The organism is Paenibacillus sp. R14(2021) (assembly GCF_019431355.1).
Taxonomy (GTDB): Bacteria; Bacillota; Bacilli; order Paenibacillales; family Paenibacillaceae; genus Paenibacillus_Z.
In genome coordinates this window covers 3,277,685-3,299,233 of the sequence record NZ_CP080269.1, presented here as the reverse complement: position 1 = coordinate 3,299,233, position 21,549 = coordinate 3,277,685, and the positions used below count along the sequence as shown (strand labels likewise).

16 protein-coding genes and 3 pseudogenes are annotated in these 21,549 nt (G+C 52.0%); 16 read left to right on the top strand and 3 right to left on the bottom strand.

Annotated features, from left to right (window positions below; genetic code table 11):
* Nucleotides 1-85: 85 nt before the first annotated feature.
* Nucleotides 86-871, bottom strand: a complete 786-nt coding sequence (locus KXU80_RS15335; RefSeq protein ID WP_219834135.1) for an SDR family oxidoreductase — start codon at nt 869-871, stop codon at nt 86-88.
* Nucleotides 872-1,206: 335 nt separating this feature from the next.
* Here KXU80_RS15335 and KXU80_RS15330 point away from each other — a divergent pair, with 335 nt between their 5' ends.
* The 12 genes from KXU80_RS15330 (at nt 1,207) to KXU80_RS15275 (ending at nt 13,354) form a co-directional block, all read left to right on the top strand.
* The gene (locus KXU80_RS15330) at nt 1,207-2,826 is read left to right on the top strand and encodes a response regulator (RefSeq protein WP_219834134.1); all 1,620 of its coding nucleotides are present in this window, start codon (nt 1,207-1,209) and stop codon (nt 2,824-2,826) included.
* On the top strand, nt 2,823-4,601 hold the full coding sequence (locus tag KXU80_RS15325; RefSeq protein ID WP_219834133.1) for a sensor histidine kinase: 1,779 nt from the start codon (nt 2,823-2,825) through the stop codon (nt 4,599-4,601). The genes KXU80_RS15330 and KXU80_RS15325 overlap by 4 nt, the downstream gene beginning before the upstream one ends.
* 116 nt (nt 4,602-4,717) lie before the next feature.
* Entirely contained in the window at nt 4,718-6,163 is a 1,446-nt protein-coding gene (locus KXU80_RS15320) for an ABC transporter substrate-binding protein (protein WP_219834132.1), read from the top strand.
* 118 nt (nt 6,164-6,281) lie between these two features.
* Nucleotides 6,282-7,199 (top strand): carbohydrate ABC transporter permease, encoded by a 918-nt coding sequence (locus KXU80_RS15315; RefSeq protein WP_258171463.1) that lies wholly within the window; start codon nt 6,282-6,284, stop codon nt 7,197-7,199.
* Entirely contained in the window at nt 7,196-8,026 is an 831-nt protein-coding gene (locus KXU80_RS15310; RefSeq protein WP_219834131.1) for a carbohydrate ABC transporter permease, read from the top strand. Before KXU80_RS15315 ends, KXU80_RS15310 begins: the two co-directional genes overlap by 4 nt.
* Before the next feature lie 43 nt (nt 8,027-8,069).
* Nucleotides 8,070-9,911, top strand: coding sequence for a glycoside hydrolase family 127 protein (locus KXU80_RS15305; RefSeq protein ID WP_219834130.1), 1,842 nt, complete (start codon nt 8,070-8,072; stop codon nt 9,909-9,911).
* A 320-nt stretch (nt 9,912-10,231) separates the two neighbouring features.
* Entirely contained in the window at nt 10,232-10,705 is a 474-nt protein-coding gene (locus KXU80_RS15300; protein WP_219834129.1) for a DUF2975 domain-containing protein, read from the top strand.
* A complete protein-coding gene (locus KXU80_RS15295) occupies nt 10,702-10,905 on the top strand; it encodes a helix-turn-helix domain-containing protein (protein WP_113035934.1) in 204 nt (67 codons plus the stop codon). The genes KXU80_RS15300 and KXU80_RS15295 overlap by 4 nt, the downstream gene beginning before the upstream one ends.
* Before the next feature lie 281 nt (nt 10,906-11,186).
* On the top strand, nt 11,187-11,534 hold the full coding sequence (locus tag KXU80_RS15290) for a hypothetical protein (protein WP_219834128.1): 348 nt from the start codon (nt 11,187-11,189) through the stop codon (nt 11,532-11,534).
* Between the two features lie 16 nt (nt 11,535-11,550).
* Nucleotides 11,551-11,724, top strand: coding sequence for a hypothetical protein (locus KXU80_RS15285; RefSeq protein WP_219834127.1), 174 nt, complete (start codon nt 11,551-11,553; stop codon nt 11,722-11,724).
* 109 nt (nt 11,725-11,833) lie between these two features.
* A complete protein-coding gene (locus KXU80_RS15280; RefSeq protein ID WP_219834126.1) occupies nt 11,834-12,073 on the top strand; it encodes a hypothetical protein in 240 nt (79 codons plus the stop codon).
* A 234-nt stretch (nt 12,074-12,307) separates the two neighbouring features.
* Nucleotides 12,308-13,354 carry a hypothetical protein gene (locus KXU80_RS15275; protein ID WP_219834125.1) on the top strand — a complete coding sequence of 349 codons (1,047 nt, stop codon included), beginning with the start codon at nt 12,308-12,310 and terminating at the stop codon, nt 13,352-13,354.
* Nucleotides 13,355-13,760: 406 nt separating this feature from the next.
* Here the strand turns inward: KXU80_RS15275 and KXU80_RS15270 are convergent.
* Nucleotides 13,761-15,022 (bottom strand): annotated as a pseudogene (locus KXU80_RS15270) (IS110 family transposase); the annotation flags it as partial.
* Nucleotides 15,023-15,269: 247 nt separating this feature from the next.
* On the opposite strand from KXU80_RS15270, the pseudogene KXU80_RS15265 reads away from it, so the two are divergent.
* Nucleotides 15,270-16,556, top strand: a pseudogene (locus KXU80_RS15265) (IS110 family transposase).
* A gap of 614 nt (nt 16,557-17,170) precedes the next feature.
* Here KXU80_RS15265 and KXU80_RS15260 read toward each other — a convergent pair.
* A complete protein-coding gene (locus KXU80_RS15260; protein ID WP_219834124.1) occupies nt 17,171-18,070 on the bottom strand; it encodes a LysR family transcriptional regulator in 900 nt (299 codons plus the stop codon).
* A 299-nt stretch (nt 18,071-18,369) separates the two neighbouring features.
* Between KXU80_RS15260 and KXU80_RS28095 the strand changes: the two are divergent.
* From KXU80_RS28095 to KXU80_RS15240, 3 genes and pseudogenes are all read left to right on the top strand, one after another.
* Nucleotides 18,370-19,116: pseudogene (locus KXU80_RS28095) on the top strand (SDR family oxidoreductase).
* 114 nt (nt 19,117-19,230) lie between these two features.
* The gene (locus tag KXU80_RS15245) at nt 19,231-20,670 is read left to right on the top strand and encodes an ester cyclase (protein ID WP_219834121.1); all 1,440 of its coding nucleotides are present in this window, start codon (nt 19,231-19,233) and stop codon (nt 20,668-20,670) included.
* Nucleotides 20,671-20,922: 252 nt separating this feature from the next.
* A complete protein-coding gene (locus KXU80_RS15240; RefSeq protein ID WP_219834120.1) occupies nt 20,923-21,492 on the top strand; it encodes a hypothetical protein in 570 nt (189 codons plus the stop codon).
* Nucleotides 21,493-21,549 lie beyond the last annotated feature (57 nt).

Sequence of the window (21,549 nt, the reverse complement as noted above, 5' to 3'; positions counted from 1 at the left end):
GCTCAGGGCTATTGTTATTGTCTTGATCGATAGGGAATAACGGGGTTGCGGTCAGCCTGGCTGCTGCGCGGGCAGGCCTTATCGCTTACAGTCCGCGCACAAGCCCGCCGTCGACCATGAGCGCTTGGCCGGTCATGTAGCTGTTCGCGGGCGAAGCCAGGAACGCGACGTACCGGGCGAATTCCGCCGGTTCGCCGTAGCGGCCGACGCCGATTTCGCCTGCGGATTTTCCGCGCTGCTCCTCGTACGGCACGCCGGCTGCTGCGGCGCGTGATTCGTCGAGCGAGCGAACGCGATCCGTCGCGAAGCGGCCGGGAGCCGCCGCATTGATCAAGATGTTCCGCGGCGCCAGCTCGTCGGCAAGCGTCTTGATCAGCCCCTGCACGCCAAGACGCAGCGAGTTGCTGAGCACGAGGCCGGGAATTTGCTGCTTAATCGACGTGGAGGAGACGTACACGATGCGGCCGCCTTCGGCCGGGAAATGCGGCAGCGCATGCCGGATCAGCCGGACGACGCTCATGACGCTCAATTGAAACGCGGTTTCCCACTGCTCGTCCGTAATCGCGGCGAACGTGCCCGCAGGAGGGCCTCCGGCGTTGCAGACGAGTCCGTCGATCGCGCCAAACCGCTTCGCGCTTGCCGCGACTAGCGCTTCGATGTCCGCCGGTGACGAGAGATCCGCCTGCACGGCGAATACGTCCCCGCCGGTCTCGGCCGCGATGCCGGACGCGGCTGCTTCGATCGTCTCCGCGTTTCGTCCGCAGATGACGACGTTTGCTCCCTCCGCGGACAGCCGCAGCGCGGATGCCCGACCAAGCCCCTTGCTTGCTGCCGTGACGAGCACGGTTTTACCTCTTAAATCAAGATCCATATGGAAGACTCCTCCTGTCGCCGTGGATAGCATGATGCTGCAGCTTTCTAAGGCCGACGGCGTTTTATTACCAGCATGCAACATTTGGCCGCAGATGTCGAGCTTGGCTGCAGACTTAATGGGGATAACGTTTAACCGCATGAAGGGTCGCTTGCGAAATCGCCTCCGGATTATGATTAGACTGCCTATACGCGGATACGTTAATGCCGTTAATCCCAGCTGCTTGCAAATATATACTCTGTTCAACGCTTCGAAGACGTAGTACTGTATAGAAAATATCGGAGGGGCGCCGGCTGGTTCGAGTTACTGGCGGTTTCCGCGGGAAGGAGAACGGGATGAACATTCTCATCGTGGACGACGAGCCGAGACATCTGAGAGGGATGGCGGGTATGATCCGATCGATGCGGCCGGAGGCGCGTGTCTCGGTTGCCAAGGACGGAGAGGAGGCGCTTGCGGTTGTCCGCTCGGAGCTGCCCGACGTGGTGCTGAGCGACATTCAGATGCCGAATATGGACGGGCTTGCCTTCTTGAAGCATCTGGAGGAGGAGGGCATTCAAACAAAGGTCGTCATGGTATCGGCGTACAACCTGTTCGAATACGCGCAGATCGCGCTCCGTCACGGCGCGCATGATTATCTGCTGAAGCCGGTGGATGCCGACAAGGTGGAAGCGCTGCTGCAGCGGCTGGAAGCGCAGATTGCGGTAGAATCGAAGCAGCGCGAGGAGTCGGAGATGCTGAAGCAGCGCGTGGAGCTTGCTTCTTCCGCTTACCGCAGCAGGCTGCTGCACTTGTGGCTAAGCGGCAATCTAACGCCGAGAGAACGGGCGGAGCTGGAGGAGTGGGAGCTCGCGCGAACGGCGAATGCTATCCTGCTGACGGAGATCGACAGGCGCACGGGAAATCAGGACGAGCTGCAGCCGGAGACGCTTCACGCGATTGCGAGGCAAGTGGAGCAGCTCGGCTCGGCCTTCGGACAAGCCGCTACGTTTGCGCTGCAGACCGCATGGAACCAGCGCGCGCAGCTGGTCACGATTTTGCGGCTGGGAGAGCCCTTCGATCAGCTGCGCCAAGCGCTGCGCGGCGCGCTCATCGCCGGGAAGCAGCAGCTGCTGCCGGCAGGCGCACTGACGCACGGTATCGGAGGAAGGCAGGAGGCCGATCCATATGAAATCGATATCATGACAATGCATAAGCGGGCGCAGACTGCGCTCTCTTATGCTTTTCACGACGGGTGGCAGGGCGTTGTCGATTACGATGCACTGACTGTCCGGGCGAAGCCCGTATTTCGACTGGACGGGGAGCAGCTGTTCGAAGCGCTTCAAGAACCGACGATGGCGGCCGCAGAACGCATGTGCCGGAGCGCCTTCGAGGAGCTTGCCTGCGGCGGTCATGCGGATCCGAAGCTTATGAGGGATTACGCGGCGCTGACGCTGATGAAAGTGAAGAGCCGGACGCGGGACATCACGGACCGCCGGATTGGAAGCGTTATCGGGGATACGGCTGTTTCCGCAATTCCGGAATGCAGCGGCAGCGGCGAGCTTATGGAGCTGCTGCTGGATGCGCTGAGCTGTATCCATACGTCGCTGAACGAGAGCAAGCAGGATCGAAGCGAGATGATTATCCATACCTGCCTAAGCTGGATTCAGGAGCATTACCGGGAGGATCTGACCTTAGAGATGGCGGCGGAGAAGTTTCACTTCAACGCATCGTATTTCAGCACGTTAATGAAGAGCCGGACCGGCCGGTCGTTCTCCGACCATATCGCGGAAGCGCGCATGCGCCGGGCCAAGGCGCTGCTTATGAGCGGGCAGCACAAAATCTATGAAATCTCGGAGCAGTGCGGCTACCGGGATACGAAATATTTTACGCGTATATTCAAGAAGCAGGTGGGGTTGTCCCCGGAAGCTTATAAGCGTATGGCTCACGCACAGGCCGGAAATGAGGATGCCGAATGACCTTTCGCGCGCGTCTGCTGCTCAGCTATCTCGTTCTGATTGCCCTGCCTCTCTTGGTGCTGAGCACCTTGTTTTACCGGACGAGCCTGAACGTCGTCACGGAGCAGGCCCAGAAGAACGTGTATGCCGTCGTGCAGAAAAACAACGAGGTGATCGATACGAAGCTCGGCGTGGCGGACCAGAGCAGCCGGGCATTATTCGTCGACAAGGATTTATACGATATTTTCAGCAAGCTTGATCCGGACAAGGGGGAAGAGCTCGTTGCAGCCGATCGCCAAATTACCGCGATTCTAAGCAAGTACTTCTCTCAGAACGAGGACGTCTACAACGTGCAGCTGTGGACCTCGTACTTTAACTTCGGCGCCTCGCGTTCGCTGCCCCAAGGCGACCCGACGAAGTCGCAGCTGTACCGGGAAGCCGAAGCGGCGGCGGGCAAAATGGTCTGGTATCCGACGTACGATTTCATCACGATGTTCGACCAACCCTGGCTGGAGGCGGGGACAATCGATTTCAGGTATTTATTCTCGGCGACGCGGCTGCTGAATTTCTCGCATCTCGAGGACAGCACGCTGGTCAAGCTGAAGCCGGAGATCGAGCGCCCCGTGCTGACGATCAGCTACAAGTCCACAGTGCTGGACGAGCTGTTCGAGAAAAGCATCCCGTCCGGCTCCAGCTACATGGTGCTCGATCCGAACGATATCGTGGTCGCATCGAGCGGCAAATCCCAAATCACGAAGCGCGACAAGCAGAGCTGGATCGCTGCTTTCCGCGTACAGGGCAGCGGAACGCAGCGAATCAAGATGAACGGGCAGAACATGATCGTCTGCTTCGACCGCTCGGAGGTGACGGGCTGGCTGTCCATCGTCATTACGCCGGAGTCGGCGCTCGTCAGCAGCCTGGTGCCAATCATCCGCACGTCGACAATCGTCATCGCGCTTATCCTGATCGGCGTCGCGCTGTTGTTCGCGTACTTCATTCTCGGCCGGATGACCGGTCCGATGAAGAAGCTGATGGGAGCGATGCGATCCGTCGGCGAGGGCGATTTTCAGACGCGGGTCGACGTGGACCGCAACGACGAGTTCGGCCTGCTGTCGCAGCGGTTCAACCGGATGAACGACCGGATCCATATGCTGGTCAAGGAGAATTACGAGATAAAGCTAAAGGAGAAGGAAGCCGAGATTCACGCGCTGAACATGCAGATGAATCCTCACTTCCTGTACAACACACTCAACATCATGAATTGGACCGCGATCGAGAACAACCAGAAGGAACTAAGCAAGATGCTCGTCGGCTTGTCCAATATGCTGCATTATACGTCCCGCAAGGATTGGGGGGCCGTTCATCTGTCGGAGGAGCTGGAGTGGATGCGGAACTACTTCTTCATCATGTCCGCCCGGTTCGAAGGCAAATTCAGCGTCAGCTACGACATCGAGCCTGCGCTTTACGAAGAGAAGCTGCCGCGCCTGCTTTTCCAGCCGTTCGTCGAGAACGCCATTCTGCACGGGTTCAGCCAGCTGGATGCGGGCGGCATCATCATGATTCGCGGCTGGACGGAGAGCGGGAGCCGGTATTTCGAAATTCGCGACAACGGACGCGGGATCAGCAAGGAAGGCATTGACGGCATTCTCTACAAGGAATCGGCCTCGATCGGCATTAAAAATACGATTTCACGCATCCAGATGGCTTACGGGGATGTCTACGGGATCCGGATCGATTCCGCGCCGGGCGAAGGTACCAGCGTCATCATCCATTTGCCGCACAACACCCAATATTAGTCCACCATTCTAGAAATGTTCGGGTTTTGAAAGCGCTGTCTGTCCCTTACAATAAAACCATCATAGACTGCAGCTATGAGCGAACAACGATGAAAGCAGAGAGGGGCTCGTTATTCATGGTAAGAAATCAATGGAAATTTGTTTCCGTGCTCTTGGTCGTCATGCTGTCGAGTATCGCCATCTTGACCGGCTGCACGAAGTCGGACGGCGGTAATGCCAATACGAATAATAATGCTGCAGGCAGCAGCGATGCTGGTCAGGACACGAACGCCGGATCGGCCGACGCGGGCAACGGGGAGAAGATTCAGCTTCGGTTAACAGGCTGGGGCGCGCCGCAAGAGGTTGCATCGTATAAATTCGCCATCGAAAAGTTCGAGAAGAAGCATCCGAATATTAACGTGGAATTTCAGGCGATCAGCGCCGATTACGATACGAAGCTGACGACGATGGTTGCCGGCAACGACGAGCCGGACGTCGCCATGATGGAATCGGCTACGATTGCTTATCCGCTGGCCGAGCAGGGCAAGTTCGTGAATTTGCAAGACTACCTGTCCAAGGACACGGAAATCACGCCTGACGCGCTGGTGCCGAACATTACGTACTCCTCGCAGCCCGGCAACGTGATCGGGATCGGACCGGGGCCGGAAACGTTCGTGCTGTACTATAACGAAGACGTGTTCAAGGCTGCGGGCATCGAGCCGCCGCCGGCAGATCCTGCTGGGGCGTGGAAATGGGACCAGTTCGTAGACGTCGCGAAGAAGTTGACGATCGACAATAAAGGCCGCAACGCTGCCGAGGAAGGCTTCGATCCGAAAAACATCAAGCAATTCGGCATCAACTTGCCGACGTGGTGGGGTGTCTACAGCAACTTCATCTACTCCAACGGCGGGGATTTCCTCTCGGAAGACGGCAAGAAGCTGGGACTTAACGAGCCGGAAGCGGTCGAGGCGATCCAAAAGATGGCCGATCTGATCAACGTGTACCATGTGGCTCCGTCCCCGCTGCAATCAAAGAACATTCCGGGTACGAATGTCGCGCTGCAGACGAAGAAAGTCGCCATGGCTTTCGACGGGCAATGGGCAGCCGCGAGTCTTGCTCAGTCCAAATTTAATTACAACGTGGCCCCGATGCCGGTGTTAAAGGAGCCGGTAACGACCGTCGTAGCCGGCATGTTCTCCATCTTCAAGTCGACCAAGCACCCGCAGGAAGCGTGGGAATTGCTCAAGGCGCTGATCGATCCGGATGCTTCGGTGGATGTTATAAAGGCAGGCCTCTGGATGCCTTCCCATAAGGATTGGTACACAGATGCCAACAAGCTGGCCCAATGGACACAAAACCTGCCGTCCCGTCCTTCCGGCTACAAGGGCGCAGTCATCGACATGCTGCTGAACCACAGTCACGCGACGCCGACGGCGTATGTCAAGAACTTCAACAAAATCATGGATGCCATCAATCCGGCACTCGATAAAGTATGGCTTGGCAAGCAATCCGCTAAGGAAGCGTTGGATGCGGTTGCCGCGAAAGCACAAGAGCAGGTGCAAGGACGCCGGGACGTGAAGTAGAGTCCGGCGGCAATAAATGACGAAACGCAAAGGCATAGAGGGCGGCGGTTCTTGCCTAAGGACGCCGTCCTTTGCTTTAACGACAGGAGGGATCGGCATGGAGGTTCCGGCTTTGCAGATGAAACCGGCCAGGAAGAAAAGCTCGGCAAGGGAGCGCAAGGCGCTCTTCTACGGCTTGCTGTTCACGTCGCCGGCGATTTTGGGCTTCTTGATTTTTACGTTCGGACCTATGGTCGCAAGCTTCTATCTCAGCTTGACGGATTACAACGTCTTCAAGGCGAAGACGGCATTTATCGGATTCGACAATTACGCGAAGCTGTTCTCGGGCGGGGACGAGCTGTTCTACCAATCGCTCAGCACGACGTTCTACTTTGTCATTCTACGCGTGCCTGCGGTCATTATTATCTCGTTCTTCCTAGCGCTTTTGCTGAATATGAACGTTAAGGGACGGTCCGTGTTCCGGACCATTATCTATCTTCCGAGCATTGTGCCGGCGGTGGCGTCTTCGATGATCTGGCTGTGGCTGCTGAATCCGGATCTCGGCCTCGTCAATACGGTGCTCCAGAAGCTGCATCTGCCGACGAGCGACTGGTTGTTCGGCGAAGCCAGCGTCATTCCGTCGATCGTGCTCACCACGCTGTGGGGCATCGGCGGCACCGTCATCATTTTCCTGGCGGGACTTTCGGGCATTCCGAAGCAATATTACGAAGCCATCGACGTCGACGGCGGCGGCTGGATGCACAAGCTGCGGCATATTACGATTCCAATGGTGACGCCGACGATTTTCTTCAACACGATCATGACGATCATCGGCTCCTTCCAGGTATTCAGCGAAGCGTACATCCTGACGCAGGGCGGCCCGAACAACAAGAGTTTGTTCTTCGTGTTTTATCTGTGGCGCACCGCGTTCCGGGATACGGAAATGGGCTACGCTTCGGCGCTGGCATGGGTGTTGTTCGTTATCATTTTGATCTTTACGTTTATCGTATTCAAAACCTCGAAGTCCTGGGTCTATTACGAGGGGGATAAAGCATGAGAGAGTCCAGGCTTAAGCTTACGGGGGGCTATATTGCCCTGCTGATCGTATCCGTGATGTTCATCGTGCCGTTCGTGTGGCTGCTGCGCAGCTCCGTCATGGATCTGTCCCAAATCTTCATCATGCCGCCGGAATGGATTCCGAGGCCGTTCCATCTCGAGAACTTCAAGGAAGCGCTGACGGTCTTACCGTTCGGCACGTTCTTCACCAACACGTTCATTATCGTCGCCGGCGTCCTGCTCGGCACGGTCGTCTCGAGCACTGTCGCCGCGTTCGGCTTCTCGCGCATCCGCTGGAAGGGGCGCGACGCGGTCTTCGCAGTGCTCATGTCCGCGATGATGCTGCCTGGCGCCGTGACGCTCATTCCAAGCTTCCTCGGCTGGAAGACGATCGGCTTCTACGATACATTCTATCCGCTGATCGTCCCGGCGTATTTCGGCGGAGGCATCTTCAATATCTTCCTGCTGCGCCAGTTCTACTTAACGATTCCGCGCGATTTCGACGAGGCGGCGTTCGTGGACGGAGCGAATTATTTTCAAATTTACTGGCGCATTCTGCTGCCGCTCAGCCGCTCCGCGGTCATCGTCGTCGCGCTGTTTACGTTCCTCGGCTCGTGGAATGATTTCATGGGGCCGCTTATTTACTTGAAGAGCGACAGCCGCTTCACGCTTGCGCTCGGTCTGCAGATGTTCCAAGGCAGTTACACCGCCCAGTGGGATCTGCTTATGGCGGCATCGGCGGCCGTCGTTCTGCCCTGCGTCGTCGTATTTCTCGTCGGACAGCGCTATTTCCTGGAAGGGATTACGCTTACAGGGTTGAAAGGGTAGTAGAGGTTAGGGCAAGGCGAATGAATCAGGGAGGGTTATGCGCATGTCGAAGGTAGGAAATCCGGTGAAGGGCTGGCAGGGCGTGCCGTTCTCCAAGGTCGTCATTGACGATGCGTTCTGGCGCCCGCGGCTCGAAGTGCTGAAGAACGTCACGATCAAGGTATGCCTCACCAAGTGCGAGGAGACGAACCGGATCGCGAATTTCGCGCTGGCAGGCGGGCTCATCGAAGGCAAATTCGAGGGTATGTACTATAACGATTCCGACGTATACAAGGTGCTGGAAGGTGCGGCGTACGCCCTCATGACGGAGCGCGATGCCGAGCTGGAAGCGGAGATCGACCGGATTATTGCGCTGATTGCCGCCGCGCAGGAAGAGGACGGATATCTCTCTACGTATTACACGCTGGAAGCGCCGGCGCTCAAGTGGACGGATATGGAGAAGCACGAGATGTACAACGGCGGCCATCTTATCGAGGCGGCAGTCGCGTATTACGAAGCAACCGGCAAGTGCGAGCTGCTGGATGTGGCCTGCCGTATGGCCGACCATTACGACACGATATTCGGCCCCGGCAAGCGCCACTGGGCGGAGGGGCACGAAGAGATCGAGCTCGCGCTCGTGAAGCTGTTCCGCGCCACGGGCGAGGAGCGCTACTGGAAGCTGGCGCTGTGGCTGCTCGAAGAGCGGGGCCACGGCCACGGCGTCGGAGCGATCTGGGATAAGCCGGACTGGGGTCCGGCTTACTGCCAGGACGACGTTCCGGTGCGCGACATCCAGGAAGTGAAGGGACATGCGGTCCGCGCGATGTATCTGTATACCGCCATGGCAGACGTAGTCTTGGCCTCCGGCGATTCGGCTTACATGGATGCGCTGGACCGGGTGTGGGCACATACGGTGGAACGCAATATGTATGTGACGGGGGGAATCGGACCTTCCGTGCATAACGAAGGCTTCACGCATGATTATGACCTGCCGAACGAATCGGCGTATTGCGAGACCTGCGCCGCGATCGCGATGGCATTCTGGAATCACCGGATGAACCTGCTGCACGGCGACGGGAAATATGCCGATCTTGTGGAGCGGGAGATGTACAACGGCGCCTTGTCGGGCATCTCGCTGTCCGGCGACAAGTTCTTCTACGTGAACCCGCTCGCTTCGAAGGGGGAGCATCATCGCGTCGACTGGTTTCACACGTCCTGCTGTCCGACGAATTTGGCCCGTTTCCTGCCGTCCATCGGCCAGTACGCGTATGCCGTAGCAGAGGATGGCATCACGGTCAATCAGTATATGAGCAGCACGGCAACAGTGGTAGCGGCAAACGGCGCAAAGGTGGAGATGGTTCAGTCCACGGCGTATCCGTGGGACGGCCGCATTGTGCTGACCGTATCCCCGGAGCAGGCGGGCAATTTCACGGTGCGGCTCCGCCTGCCGGGCTGGTGCAGAGGCTATCGGGTTTCCGCGCAGGGCGAGCATGTCACCGGCACAGAGGCGCTGGCGGAGAAAGGCTACATCGTGCTGAACCGGCACTGGACGCCGGGCGATACGATTGAGCTTGCGCTCGATATGCCGGTGGAGACGGTGCGTTCCCGCTCGGAGGTTGAAGCGAACCGCGGCCGGATCGCGATTCAGCGCGGTCCGGTCGTGTACTGCGCCGAACAGGCCGACAATGCCGGGCTGGACTATGACGGCTTCGCCCTGTCCGCGCAGGAGCCGTTCGCGGCGGAGCATCGCGGCGAGCTGCTTGGCGGCGTGACAGTGTTGCACGGCAGGGAGAGCGAAGGCAAGCCGTGCGTGCTTGTGCCGTACTATGCATGGGACAACCGCGAAGCGGGCTTCATGCAGGTGTGGGTGCGCGAGGCGGAGGACCGGCGGTTGTACCGGTTCTAGCGAATACGCAAAATAGGGAAAATAATGAGGTAGAGCCGTTCGTTGTCGGTCGCGTGAAGCGATTGATGGCGGACGGCTTTTGCGGCTAACAGGAGGTTACGCTAATACGAATGGGCAGGATAGTTTAATCATTTTTGCGAATAACTTCAATTAGTGGGTTCATAAATATGTCCGTATCTCGGATCAAATTTGAAGGAGGAACAAATAAGCCGTATGGCTTCTTCTTTATAAATAACTTGTTGGGCTCAAACGAAGGTATCAATACATTTTTATTGTAAAACGATAAATGAAGTGATAAAATCAAAAATGAGGTGAAATAGATGAAAAAAGAGACGCTCTTTTTAAAAGTTGTTCTGGTTGTTATGGCAATTCCTGCATTAGTGATGTGTTTTTATGGACTCCCAGCGATGGCGCATAGTATGATGCCGGATTTCCCGGATATTAAAGTTTATCTTTCCGCTTTGGCTGCGTATGTGGCGTCTATTGCGTATTCATTTACGCTACTTCAGGCATTTAAGCTTCTCAGGTACATCGATACAAATACCGCTTTTTCGCAAACCTCTGTTTTAGCGCTTAAGAAAATAAAGCGAGCGGCGGTTGTCGTATCACTCATGTTTGCATGTAACCTCCCGCTTTTCTACTTTGTAGCTGACGGCGCAGACGCACCAGGCGTCATGGTCATCGGGCTATTTATAACCTGTGCGCCAGTCGTAATCGCAGTATTTGCCGCAGTTCTTGAGAAACTGCTCAAAAACGCGATCGAGCTCAAAGAAGAACAGGAGTTGACCGTATGATAGTGGTTAACATTGACGTCATGCTTGCAAAGCGGAAAATGAGCGTTACTGAGCTATCGGAGAAAGTCGGCATTACAATGGCGAACCTGTCGATACTTAAAAACGGAAAAGCGAAAGCCATTCGAATCTCAACACTCGAAGCGATCTGCAAAGCACTCGATTGCCAGCCTGGAGATATTCTCGAGTATCGGCAGGATTGAATAAAATAAAAAACCCGCCGTAAGTCGCAAATGTAAGTAATGATGAAGAGTTCGAAAGCTATATCAATCCTAACGACTACATAGCCTTCGCCTTTGAGGTTAACGGCAATATGACACTATACCATAAGAATAACTCATCAATAATAATGCTTGCTCATGACCATTTTTAGGTAAGCAGTTTTGTATGGAACCGGCTGAAAAAGATGTATGATTGTATAATTTGAACTTTTATAACATATATTAGTAAACGATTTGCAACTGTAAATAAAGGAGGGTGGTTAATGCTTCCGCCAGATGATACTTCCTTCCGGGCCGACGAGACGGAGGGACAAGCTGCCGCTTTGTTATCCACGGGATTAAACGAAACACTCATGGAACGTTTCAAACGTTATTACCGACAATATCGACTGAATTCCGGGGCGGATGAGGGCTTTATTCTAGCCAGAGAAACATTGGTGCTCGCCATGTTGAATGACATTAGCAATTATGCCAATGCGGACGATTTAATATCGATACGCCGAATGATGGGCGAATGGGATGAAATTCACTTGATGATTCAAGCCAGCAATGATTCTCTTAAGGAGAGTTTCGAGCAGGAGCTCAAGCTGCACACGTCAACTAAGCATTAGGGAGGAGGCCATCTTTATGACCCGCAAAATTCCAGAAACGGACGGTAATCAGGATACATTATATGAGGATCTGGAGGTGCATGAACGAACGGGCTTCTACTCGAACGAGAAGCTGTCGGACGAAACGAACACCGGATCGGTATCCGACATTGATGAGTCCGCCGACAGACTACGGCACAAGAAGGATTAGCTGATATGGCCGGAAAATCCTGTATGAGACGTGTTGGAGGACAAGAACAGAGGTACATGAAGATCCGCGGTTTCCGCGGATTTTTTATTTTGCCAAGGAGCGACTAGACTTGAAGAACGTGGCCGTTACGGGAAGAAATATATACGGCGAGCCGGGATTAGGTACAAATGTGTTCAAGCTGATTGTGCATCAAGGAGAGCTAACGCTGGAAAGTAAGGCTGCATATTGCGGCGTCCGTAAAACAGACAGCCTGTTTCAATATCCGGGAGGGATCGTCCTCGTCGACAGCGGCCATGTGTTGCTCGCCCCGGCCCGATGGCACTGTGATGCAGGAGGCGGATGTGGATAAAATGCTGGATACGAACGATACAAGCAGCTATTGCCCACGGAGCTTTCAGTCAGGTAAGAGATAAATAAAACACGGAAGCAGCCGTCTTAGTTCGGTTGCTTTTTCATTGAACGGGAGTTTAGCTCAGAAAACAAGGGCACTTCAACGACCAAGACCAACACAAAATATGTTTTAGTCTAATAAAGGATTTTCAATGTCATTTGGGGAAATTAACCAGAAAATAGGGGGTGCGTAATGTCAGATAATATTGGAATTAATATCAATAAAGTACAATTAGAAAACTATAAGTTTAGTGGAATTGATGCTTCTTTAGTCGGTGCGATTAAATCAGTTGCTGATTATTATCAGATCCCTTTGACAACATCATGGATATATGGCATGACAGGGCTTTCCTTCTTGAATGTACTTGATGAAAACCTAGTGGAACCCAATGGAGGACCACCTGAACCAGAGGTTTTTGATCTTGTACGTAATATTGGATTAGAGATAGATGGTCTGCATGTTTATGCAGAAAGTAAAGATTTTATTAACTTGCAGGCAGAAGCATGGGAGAAGGCAAAACAAGCCATTACCTCAAAGCAACCAGTTTTCGCAAAAAATATAGATATTGGGAATCAAACATCAGTGATTTATGCTTATGATGATGTCGGTTATTATACGCGAACATGGCATTCTGGATATGAGAACAGTGAAGACGTTATTCCTTGGAACTCACTAGGCTTAAGTCAATGTCCATGTATTGATTGCGAAAATTATCGGAAATCAACCAACCAGACGGTTAACTCGGAAAGTGGTTTGATTTCTTTACATTGGGCTACTCCAATCGAACCAGTAGATGAATTAACTACTCTTAAAAATGCACTTGGATTTGTTATTCGACTAAACGAACAAGGAAGTTATATGTGGTCAGAAAAAACTTATTACGTCGGTTCAAAGGCCTACGAAAAATGGTTGAATGCATTGGAAAGCGAGGCTGTAGATAAATATTTTTTCAGCCTCTTTTTAGAGATTTTGTATGAAGCAAGAAGCCATGCGGTGAAGTTTCTTACGCAATTGAAAGGAAGAATTACAGGTTTAAATGAACAAATGATTGATGAAGGGATAAATATATACAGCGAAGTGGCTTCAAGATACAAAATCTTGAAAGAGATGTATCCGTATGAAGAACCGCGTCAAAGCGAAATAAAGCAAAAAGAGCAATGTATCACAATCGTCAAAGAGTTATATCAATTGGAGAGATATTGTTTCAAATTTCTAAAAGAAATCCATGCTAGATTATGAGTCAAGTCATTAAACTCCCTCGGTACGATTTAGTTTTCTCACGAATGCTCGCTTATTCCCAGGATTTCACCCTCGACAGAAATACAGAAAGATAGTAAAGGTGACACCGCAGTAAACCAGGACATCATGAAGGCGTGAGGAAATAGAGGGGGAGGGTGTATAACCCATATCCTTCCATATACTGCACGCTTCTCCACGCCGCCCCCGGAGGTTTTCACTCCCATGTCTCAACGGGTCGATGCCCTCTCATTCCTTCGTTACGCCTGTCCAAGGGGTGGAGGCCGGTCTTGCTAACGGTACGGGTCGGTGCCCTTTGGTTGAATGGATCCGGTACTCCGTGCTTTCTTTGAAATCCCGCGAATAAGCCAAAATTCGTGCAACGAAACGGTAGAATCTGGTTATCAGCTTGCTGAATAGGCATCGTTTTATGAGGATTGTAGGCTTCCCGGCTACGAGCCATTCCAACGAGTATGCGAGCTAGTTTACCACACAGCTTCATAAGTGACCTCATTTTCTTCATCTTTTTCACCTGTACATTGAATGCATGCATGGCTTTGAATTCCGGATTGTTCGCTATTAAACTCATGGCCATCATGAAGATAAACCGTCGGAGGCGAGAGCGTCCGCGTTTGCTGATTTTCATCTGTCCGGTCCATTTGCCTGAACTTGCTTCCGCAAGGTTGAGGCCGGCGTGACGCAACAGGGCATTGCCATGAACAAAGCCGCTTAGATCTCCTGCCTCACCAAGAATACCGGCCAGTGAAATGGCGCTAATCCCTTTGACAGCAAGCATGGATTTCGCAAAAGGAATCCGATCTAAGACGGAGATGATCGCCGTCTCTACCGTTGCTAGCTGCTGGCAAGCAAGGTCATATTCATCAAGCAATTGCTTTAAGTGAAGCTTGTAAGCAGGCGTAGCCTGTTTAGATCCAACAGAATGACTAGCAAGCGAGATAAGAGCTCGAGCCCTGCGCTCACCAGAATGCCGTTTCATAAGGGTTTTCCAGCCAGCTATGACGTCTTGGGGCTGCAGCTTACTCAAATCCTCGGGCGAGGGAAAGAGACGCAAAGTAGCCAACGAGCCCGTGCACATCAAGCTCTTGAAGACTTGTCGCAACTCTGGGAAAACAACGTCAACCCACCGATGGATTTGGTTCTTGGCACTGACAAGTCTCGTCACGACAGAGTCGCGGTTTGAGAGATGAACACGTAATTCTTCAAAGGCTTCCGGCGTGTTTCGGATGAACGAGTAGTAGCCGTTTTTGACCATGTCCGCAATGCGAGCGCATCCTTTTTGTCGCTCTTGGAAGGGGTGTTGTCGCGGTTTTCCTTATTCTTTTTCACTAGATGAGGGTTAACGAGAACAACTTCAACTTGATGATTGGAGAGCCAGTTAGCGAGATTATGCCAGTAATGACCGGTTGGTTCCATGCCCACAATGGCTGGAGTTAGATTATGAGTCGCTTGTAGTGAATGGATCCATCGAAAAAGAGTTTGAAAGCCTTCTTCGTCATTGGAGAAGGAAAGGGGATGACCAAGTGCGATTCCTCGAAAGTTAACAGCCCGTGCCACATGGGTTTGCTGAGCGATGTCGATACCGACGACCAGATGGTGAGCGGTAATTTTTTCAATGAGTTGATTTTGTTTGTCCTGCGATTTAAACTTCATAGTAGAGCGTCCTCCTGGATGATGGGATTTTAAGGGCTATGACCCGTTGCGTACTCCCATCGTACCGAGGCGCTTTTCTTTTTTCAAAGACGAAATTAATCCATCTACAGGAATGCTAACGGGCAGCATTCCTATAATGTAAAAATATCAGGTTTGAGAAAGAAAAAGACTCCTTGGTAAGATTGTTTAGGGATCCCGGTAGCTGGCCAGCGAACGGATCCAAAAACAAAACCAAGGAGACTACAACATGAATTCTACCCAAAACGAGCGAATAACTCAAATCACATCTACGACTCTAATCGTCGGGGTGGACATTGCAAAGTTCAAGCACGTGGCTCGTGCCCAGGACTTCCGGGGAGTCGAAGTTGGGAAGCCGGTAACCTTTGAGAACACGTTAGATGGATTCGAAAGATTCAATTCGTGGTTTCGCAAGCTCATGGCTGAGCAAGGATATAATGACGTCATCATCGGTATGGAACCGACAGGCCATTACTGGTTGAATCTCGTTCATCATTTGAAGCAGTAAGATATTACGTGTGGTGTGGTAAATCCGTTGCATGTGAAGCGGACCAAAGAACTCGACGACAATTCACCGACGAAGAATGACGTCAAGGATGCACGCGTCATTGCCCAACTGGTCAAAGACGGGCGGTATGCCGTACCCAGCCTGCCGCAGGGCGTTTACGCCGAACTGCGAGAGGCGACGAAGATTCGCGACCATCTGTCGACTGACCTGCGTGTGGTGCAAGGGCGCATGCATAACTGGCTGGACCGCTATTTCCCGGAGTTTTTGACGGTGTTCAAAGATTGGGAATGCAAGTCGGCGATACAGCTTCTTAAGCTCAAACTTCTGCCGGGTGAAATTGTCCATGTATCGGATGAGTATCTCCTTGAACATATGAGACAGGTAGCGAAGCGCGGCGCCGGATTGAGCCGGATCCACCGGTTTAAAGAGGCGGCTCGCTGTTCTGTAGGCATTGAGCAAGGCAAAGAACTGGCCAAGATGGAACTGCAGCTGCTGCTTACGCAGTACGAATTTCTTCAGGAGCAGTTCACCGAGTTGCATGCAAGAATGGATGAGCTCCTGGAGCAAATTCCAAGCAGCAAGCAGCTTTTGGCCATGAAAGGGATTGGTCGCGATACGGCGATTGGATTTCTCGCAGAAGTCGGCGACATTCAGCAGTACCGGCATCCCAGACAGATCAGCAAGCTGGCCGGTCTAAACTTGCGTGAGAATACGTCCGGCAAGCACAAAGGCCAGACGAAGATCACAAAGCGCGGCAGGAAGGGGCTTCGAGCCTTGCTGTTCCGGGTAGTCATACCGCTCGTGGCGAAGAACCCAGCCTTTAAGGCCTTGCATGAATACTACACGACAAGACCAGAAAATCCGCTTAAGAAAATGCAGTCGCTCATTGCGTTATGCAACAAGTTGATCCGTATTCTGTTTGGCATCTTGAAGAAAGGCCATGCATTCTACGAGGACAGGATGCTGGCTGATATCCCTCGATTTGCAAGTGAACCGATTGCCGCTTAAGTTACGAACGGGCATTAAACGAAATAAACCATGACAACAGCAGAAGCACGGATGAGTCGGAGCTAACTAACATACGGACGTAGATCCTGGCGGGCAGCATATCTGACCTCCACCTCATGGATAGGTTGAATGAAGGAATGTGGGAGCGAAGATTCTGTGAGACATGGGAGGGTCACCACCATGAGACCTTGTGGAGATCCAAAAGTGCGACTATATCTTTCCTAAGTAACCACTTTTTAAAGCAGGTGGTCTAAGGAGAGGTTGCTTTGCGCTTTTCCCGTCTCCAAAGTTCCCCTCACCTTGATAACCAATCCAACTGCTCATGGTTAATGTGTTTTTGAGAATGCCGCATTCTTGAGAATAAGCGAGAAATCCTGAGAAAAGCGTTTGCTCATAGAGGGAGGTTAATGCAGCAAATGAGCTGGCTGATTCAAGGTAAACGGATGGCTAAAGGGCTATAACAATAGTAAACGACATTACGTAATTGGGCTGCTGGGTTCACGTAGGCGGAAATTTCAAGAGGCGCTCAAGAGGTGCCTGTCAAATAGCAAACATAAATTGCGCAAGACAATAAAAGTCCACCCAGTGAATCAAAAACCTGGTGGACTTTTACTTTAATCAGAACCTTCTCTTTGTGTTACTTCGCGCGCGATCTGACGTATTTCTTGCAAAATCGGTAGTTGTTTTTCCTCCTTCCATAGCACTGCCGCCTCCGAGATCAGCGGGGGATCGATAAGTCGCCGATAGGCGACTTCATCCGGTCGAACTCTGCTAATGCTGCTCGCTACTAGAGACACCCCAACTCCGGCTGCCACAAGACTAATGATAGCAGACTCGGTTGCCGCCTCTTGATTAATGACGGGGCTAAATCCAGCCAAATGGCATAACGAAATGAAATCGTCGAAGATCATGCGATTTGCGCTGCGTGAGTACATCACGAACTTCTCGTTTTCTAGTTCCCGGAGCGAAAGTGATTGTCGCTCGGCTAGGGGATGATTCTTGGGGAGCGCGATCGCGGCTGGCTCCTGATAGATCGTTTCATACGCTAATCCAGACATTTTGGCGCCGGGGAACATCAAGAAGCCAATGTCCACGTCTTCGTTTAGAACCTTAAGCTCCAATTCAGGAGAAACCAACTCGAGAAGCACGATCTCAAAATGCGGGAACCGTTCTCGAAACTGGCGCACAATCGGTGGCAGAACGCTATATAAACTGTAACTTGAGTAACCAATAATCAACTTGCCGCCTTCACCGCGCGCGATTCGTTGCGCTATTTCCACCCCTCGGTCAATTCGCCCAAGACCGGCCTGAACATCGGCCAGCAGCGCCTCGCCAGCGGACGTTAGCGCGACCGTACGGGTCGTTCGCTTCAACAGTTCAACGCCTATCTCATCCTCAAGCCTCTTTATTTGATAACTGAGCGGTTGTTGGGCCATATGCAATTGCTCGGCCGCGCGTCCGAAGTGTAAGGTCTCGGCTACCTTCATAAAATAGCGCAATTGTCGCAGTTCCATGAAAACCCTCCATGTTTGATCAAGCTTCAGCGACCATTATATATAGATTTAGTGTTAATGTACATTGATATAGTGTTTATCATGCGGTAAGTATCGATGTAAAGTAGTACTTGTACCGGGGCGGAACAATTTATTCTAAGCATGATCTAAACGTATTTTGTCAGTCACAGCGTATCGAAAGCCGGCATCATAGTAGGGCAGCTTATAATATTCGTGCGTTCCGGTAAGCCTCGGGAGCTTAGATAAGTTAACCCCAATTTTTTCAATTAAGTCTAGAAATTAAGGAGGGAGGAATTTACATGGACAGATTATCTCTTCAGGGCAAAGTAGCGTTGGTGACCGGAGCGTCGGGTGGGATTGGTAGGGCTATCGCCGAGCGTCTTAGTAAGGACGGTGTCAACGTGGTAGTCAACTACTACCCCAGTGCCCGTCAAGACGCCGAAGAGGTCGTGCAATGCATCGTACAAAGCGGTGGTAAGGCTATCGCTGTGGGGGCTGACATCTCCGACTCCGCGCAAATGCGAGGACTGTTTGATTTAGCCGAGAAATAATTTGGACACGTGGATATCGTGGTGCTCAACGCTGCGAATGTGAAACACGGCACCATTGTCGGCACGACGGATGAACAGTTCGATGAAATGTTTGCTACCAACACACGCGGGAGCTTCATTGCCCTCAAAGAAGCGGCCATCCGACTTCCGGATGGAGGGCGGATAGTCGCTATCTCTGCTGGACTGACAATCATCCCTCGTCCGGGAACTGGCGTTTACGCAGCGAGTAAAGCCGCTACTGACCATCTTGTTCGAGTGCTCGCTCATGAAGTAGGCGCTCGGGGAATTACCGTCAACAGCGTCCTTCCCGGCGCTACCCTTACGCCGGCTCTGATCGCTGCCGGACAAGCGGTTATCGACGGAGAGATTGCCCAAACACTTCTGGCACGCGTCGGTACGCCGGAAGACATCGCTGACATTGTCGGCTTCTTGGTATCAGATCAAGCCCGATGGATCACCGGTCAAACAATCGGCGCCGGCGGCGGGATGTTCTGAACGCATGACCTTACTCGGATAGTAACCCCTTCGAGTAGACAAGTGCTAAGAGTCTCTTTAAGCCGATTACCTTAAAGACTTAACTAAATGATGCTAAGGGAGAGATAATTTGCGATGAAGAAATTCCATAATAAATTAAAGGTATTAAGTCTTGCTCTAACGATGACACTTGGTACAGTCGGAACAGTATCGTTCTCGAATAGTTCGCATTCTTACGCAGCTACTGTTGTAAGAGCGAACAAAGTTGAAAAATCCAACCAGGGTGCATCGTCTAGTCATCAACTGAAGCCAAAACAGGTAGCCGCGGCGTTCTACGCCAGCTACAACGGGGATCTCGCCGCTGGCTTCGAGAAATATATTTCAAAGAAATTGGTGCTTCACGGGTTCGACGGTCCCATGGACCGCGGAGTTTGGCTCGCTAGCGACCTCGAGCTAAAAGGGGCGCTCAAAGGTTATAAACTGCAAGTTCTCGATCAAATAGCGGAAGGCAACAAGGTCGTCACACGTTGGACACTGGGCGGCGTCCAAACCGGCACGATTCTGGGAATTCCAGCGTCCGGCCGCGAAGTCCACCTCAGCGGTATTTCCATCGACCGCATTGAGAACGGCAAATCCGTCGAGCACTGGTCGGAAGGGAACTTCGGACGATTCTTGCAGGAGCTCCAGGCTCCCCCAACCAATCAAGTAACTCAAAACATTAAAAACAATAAAGTCCAGGTATCAAGCGAAGTCTCGGCCAATCACCTACTGAAGCCAAAACAGGTCGCCACGGCGTTCTACGCTAGCTACAACGGGGATCTCGCCGCCGGTTTCGATAAGTATATCTCGAAGGACCTGTTGCTTCACGGATTCGACGGTCCCATGGACCGCGGAGTTTGGCTCGCTAGCGACCTCGAGCTAAAAGCGGCGCTCAAAGGCTATAAATTGGAAGTGCTCGATCAAATCGCAGAGGGCAACAAAGTCGTTACGCGTTGGACCCTGGGAGGCGTCCATACCGGCACGATTCTAGGAATCCCAGCATCCGGCCGTGAAGTCCACCTCAGCGGTATTTCAATCGACCGCATTGAGAACGGCAAATCCATCGAGCACTGGTCGGAAGGAAACTTCGGTCGTTTCCTGCAGGAAATCTCGACTCCTCTAAACAACCAACAGGATCCAAAACAAGTAGCCGCGGCGTTCTACGCTAGCTACAACGGGGATCTCGCTGCCGGCTTCGATAAGTATATCTCGAAGGACCTGTTGCTTCACGGATTTGACGGTCCCATGGACCGCGGAGTTTGGCTCGCTAGCGACCTCGAGCTAAAAGGGGCGCTCAAAGGTTATAAATTGGAAGTGCTCGATCAAATCGCAGAGGGCAACAAAGTCGTTACGCGTTGGACCCTGGGAGGCGTCCACACCGGCACGATTCTAGGAATCCCGGCATCCGGCCGTGAAGTCCACCTCAGCGGCATTTCCATCGACCGCATTGAGAACGGCAAATCCGTCGAGCACTGGTCGGAAGGGAACTTCGGCCGTTTCCTACAAGAAATCTCGACACCTCTAAACGGCAAGTAATGCTGCACGGCTGAACCATAGGTACTCGGCGGCGGGATGTTCTGAACGCAGGACCTCACACGGATAGTATCCCCTTCGAGTAGACAAGTGCTAAGAAAGCACTACAGTCTACTTGAAGGGGACTTTTTATGTCTGAGATCCACAAGACAAATTCGATAGTTAAATGCAAGCTGGCTTTGTCCAACTAACGGGCAGAATAATTCAATCGGCGACATGGTAAACTACTCCAAAAAATACCGGAGGTTTCTTTCCATGTTCCGGAGAGCCATTTTAATTTTCTTAACTTATGTAAGCTGCTTCATTGATATGGGCGCAGTAAGGGCATCTAATAGCCCAGCAATTTCTTTACTAGAGGCTCATCAGATCGGTCTTGGCGAAGCTAGAAAATGGGATACTCAGGCAGAGTTAATTTACATTACGAGTGTTGGTGATAAAGGATCGATGCCTCCTTCAACGCTTGGGCATGATGGAAAAAGGGAAATTTGGAATTTGCTCTTTACAAATGGTCCGCGAAACCAAACTCTGATCATCAACATAAAAAAAGGTAAAATCGCAATTGAACAAATAGCCAAAGAAAACACTCAAGATTTTAAAATTATTCCACAAGGTGATCTTTTACTTGATTCAACAGATATGGTGCAGACTGCGATTAAATACGGTATAAGACCAGGGGAGGGATGGGCTGAAGGATATCACTTCAAGATTAGTAAAGATCAGCATGCACTGTTTTTCGGAGTAATTGGGCAGAACAAGGATGGTAAGATGACAAAGTTGTACATGGACAAGGCAGGGAAGGTTCTTGGATCTGAAACGAAAAAATGATTGATAACAATAGAATCAATTGGCATTGGAATAGAAAGTCGTCGAATTGACAAGAAC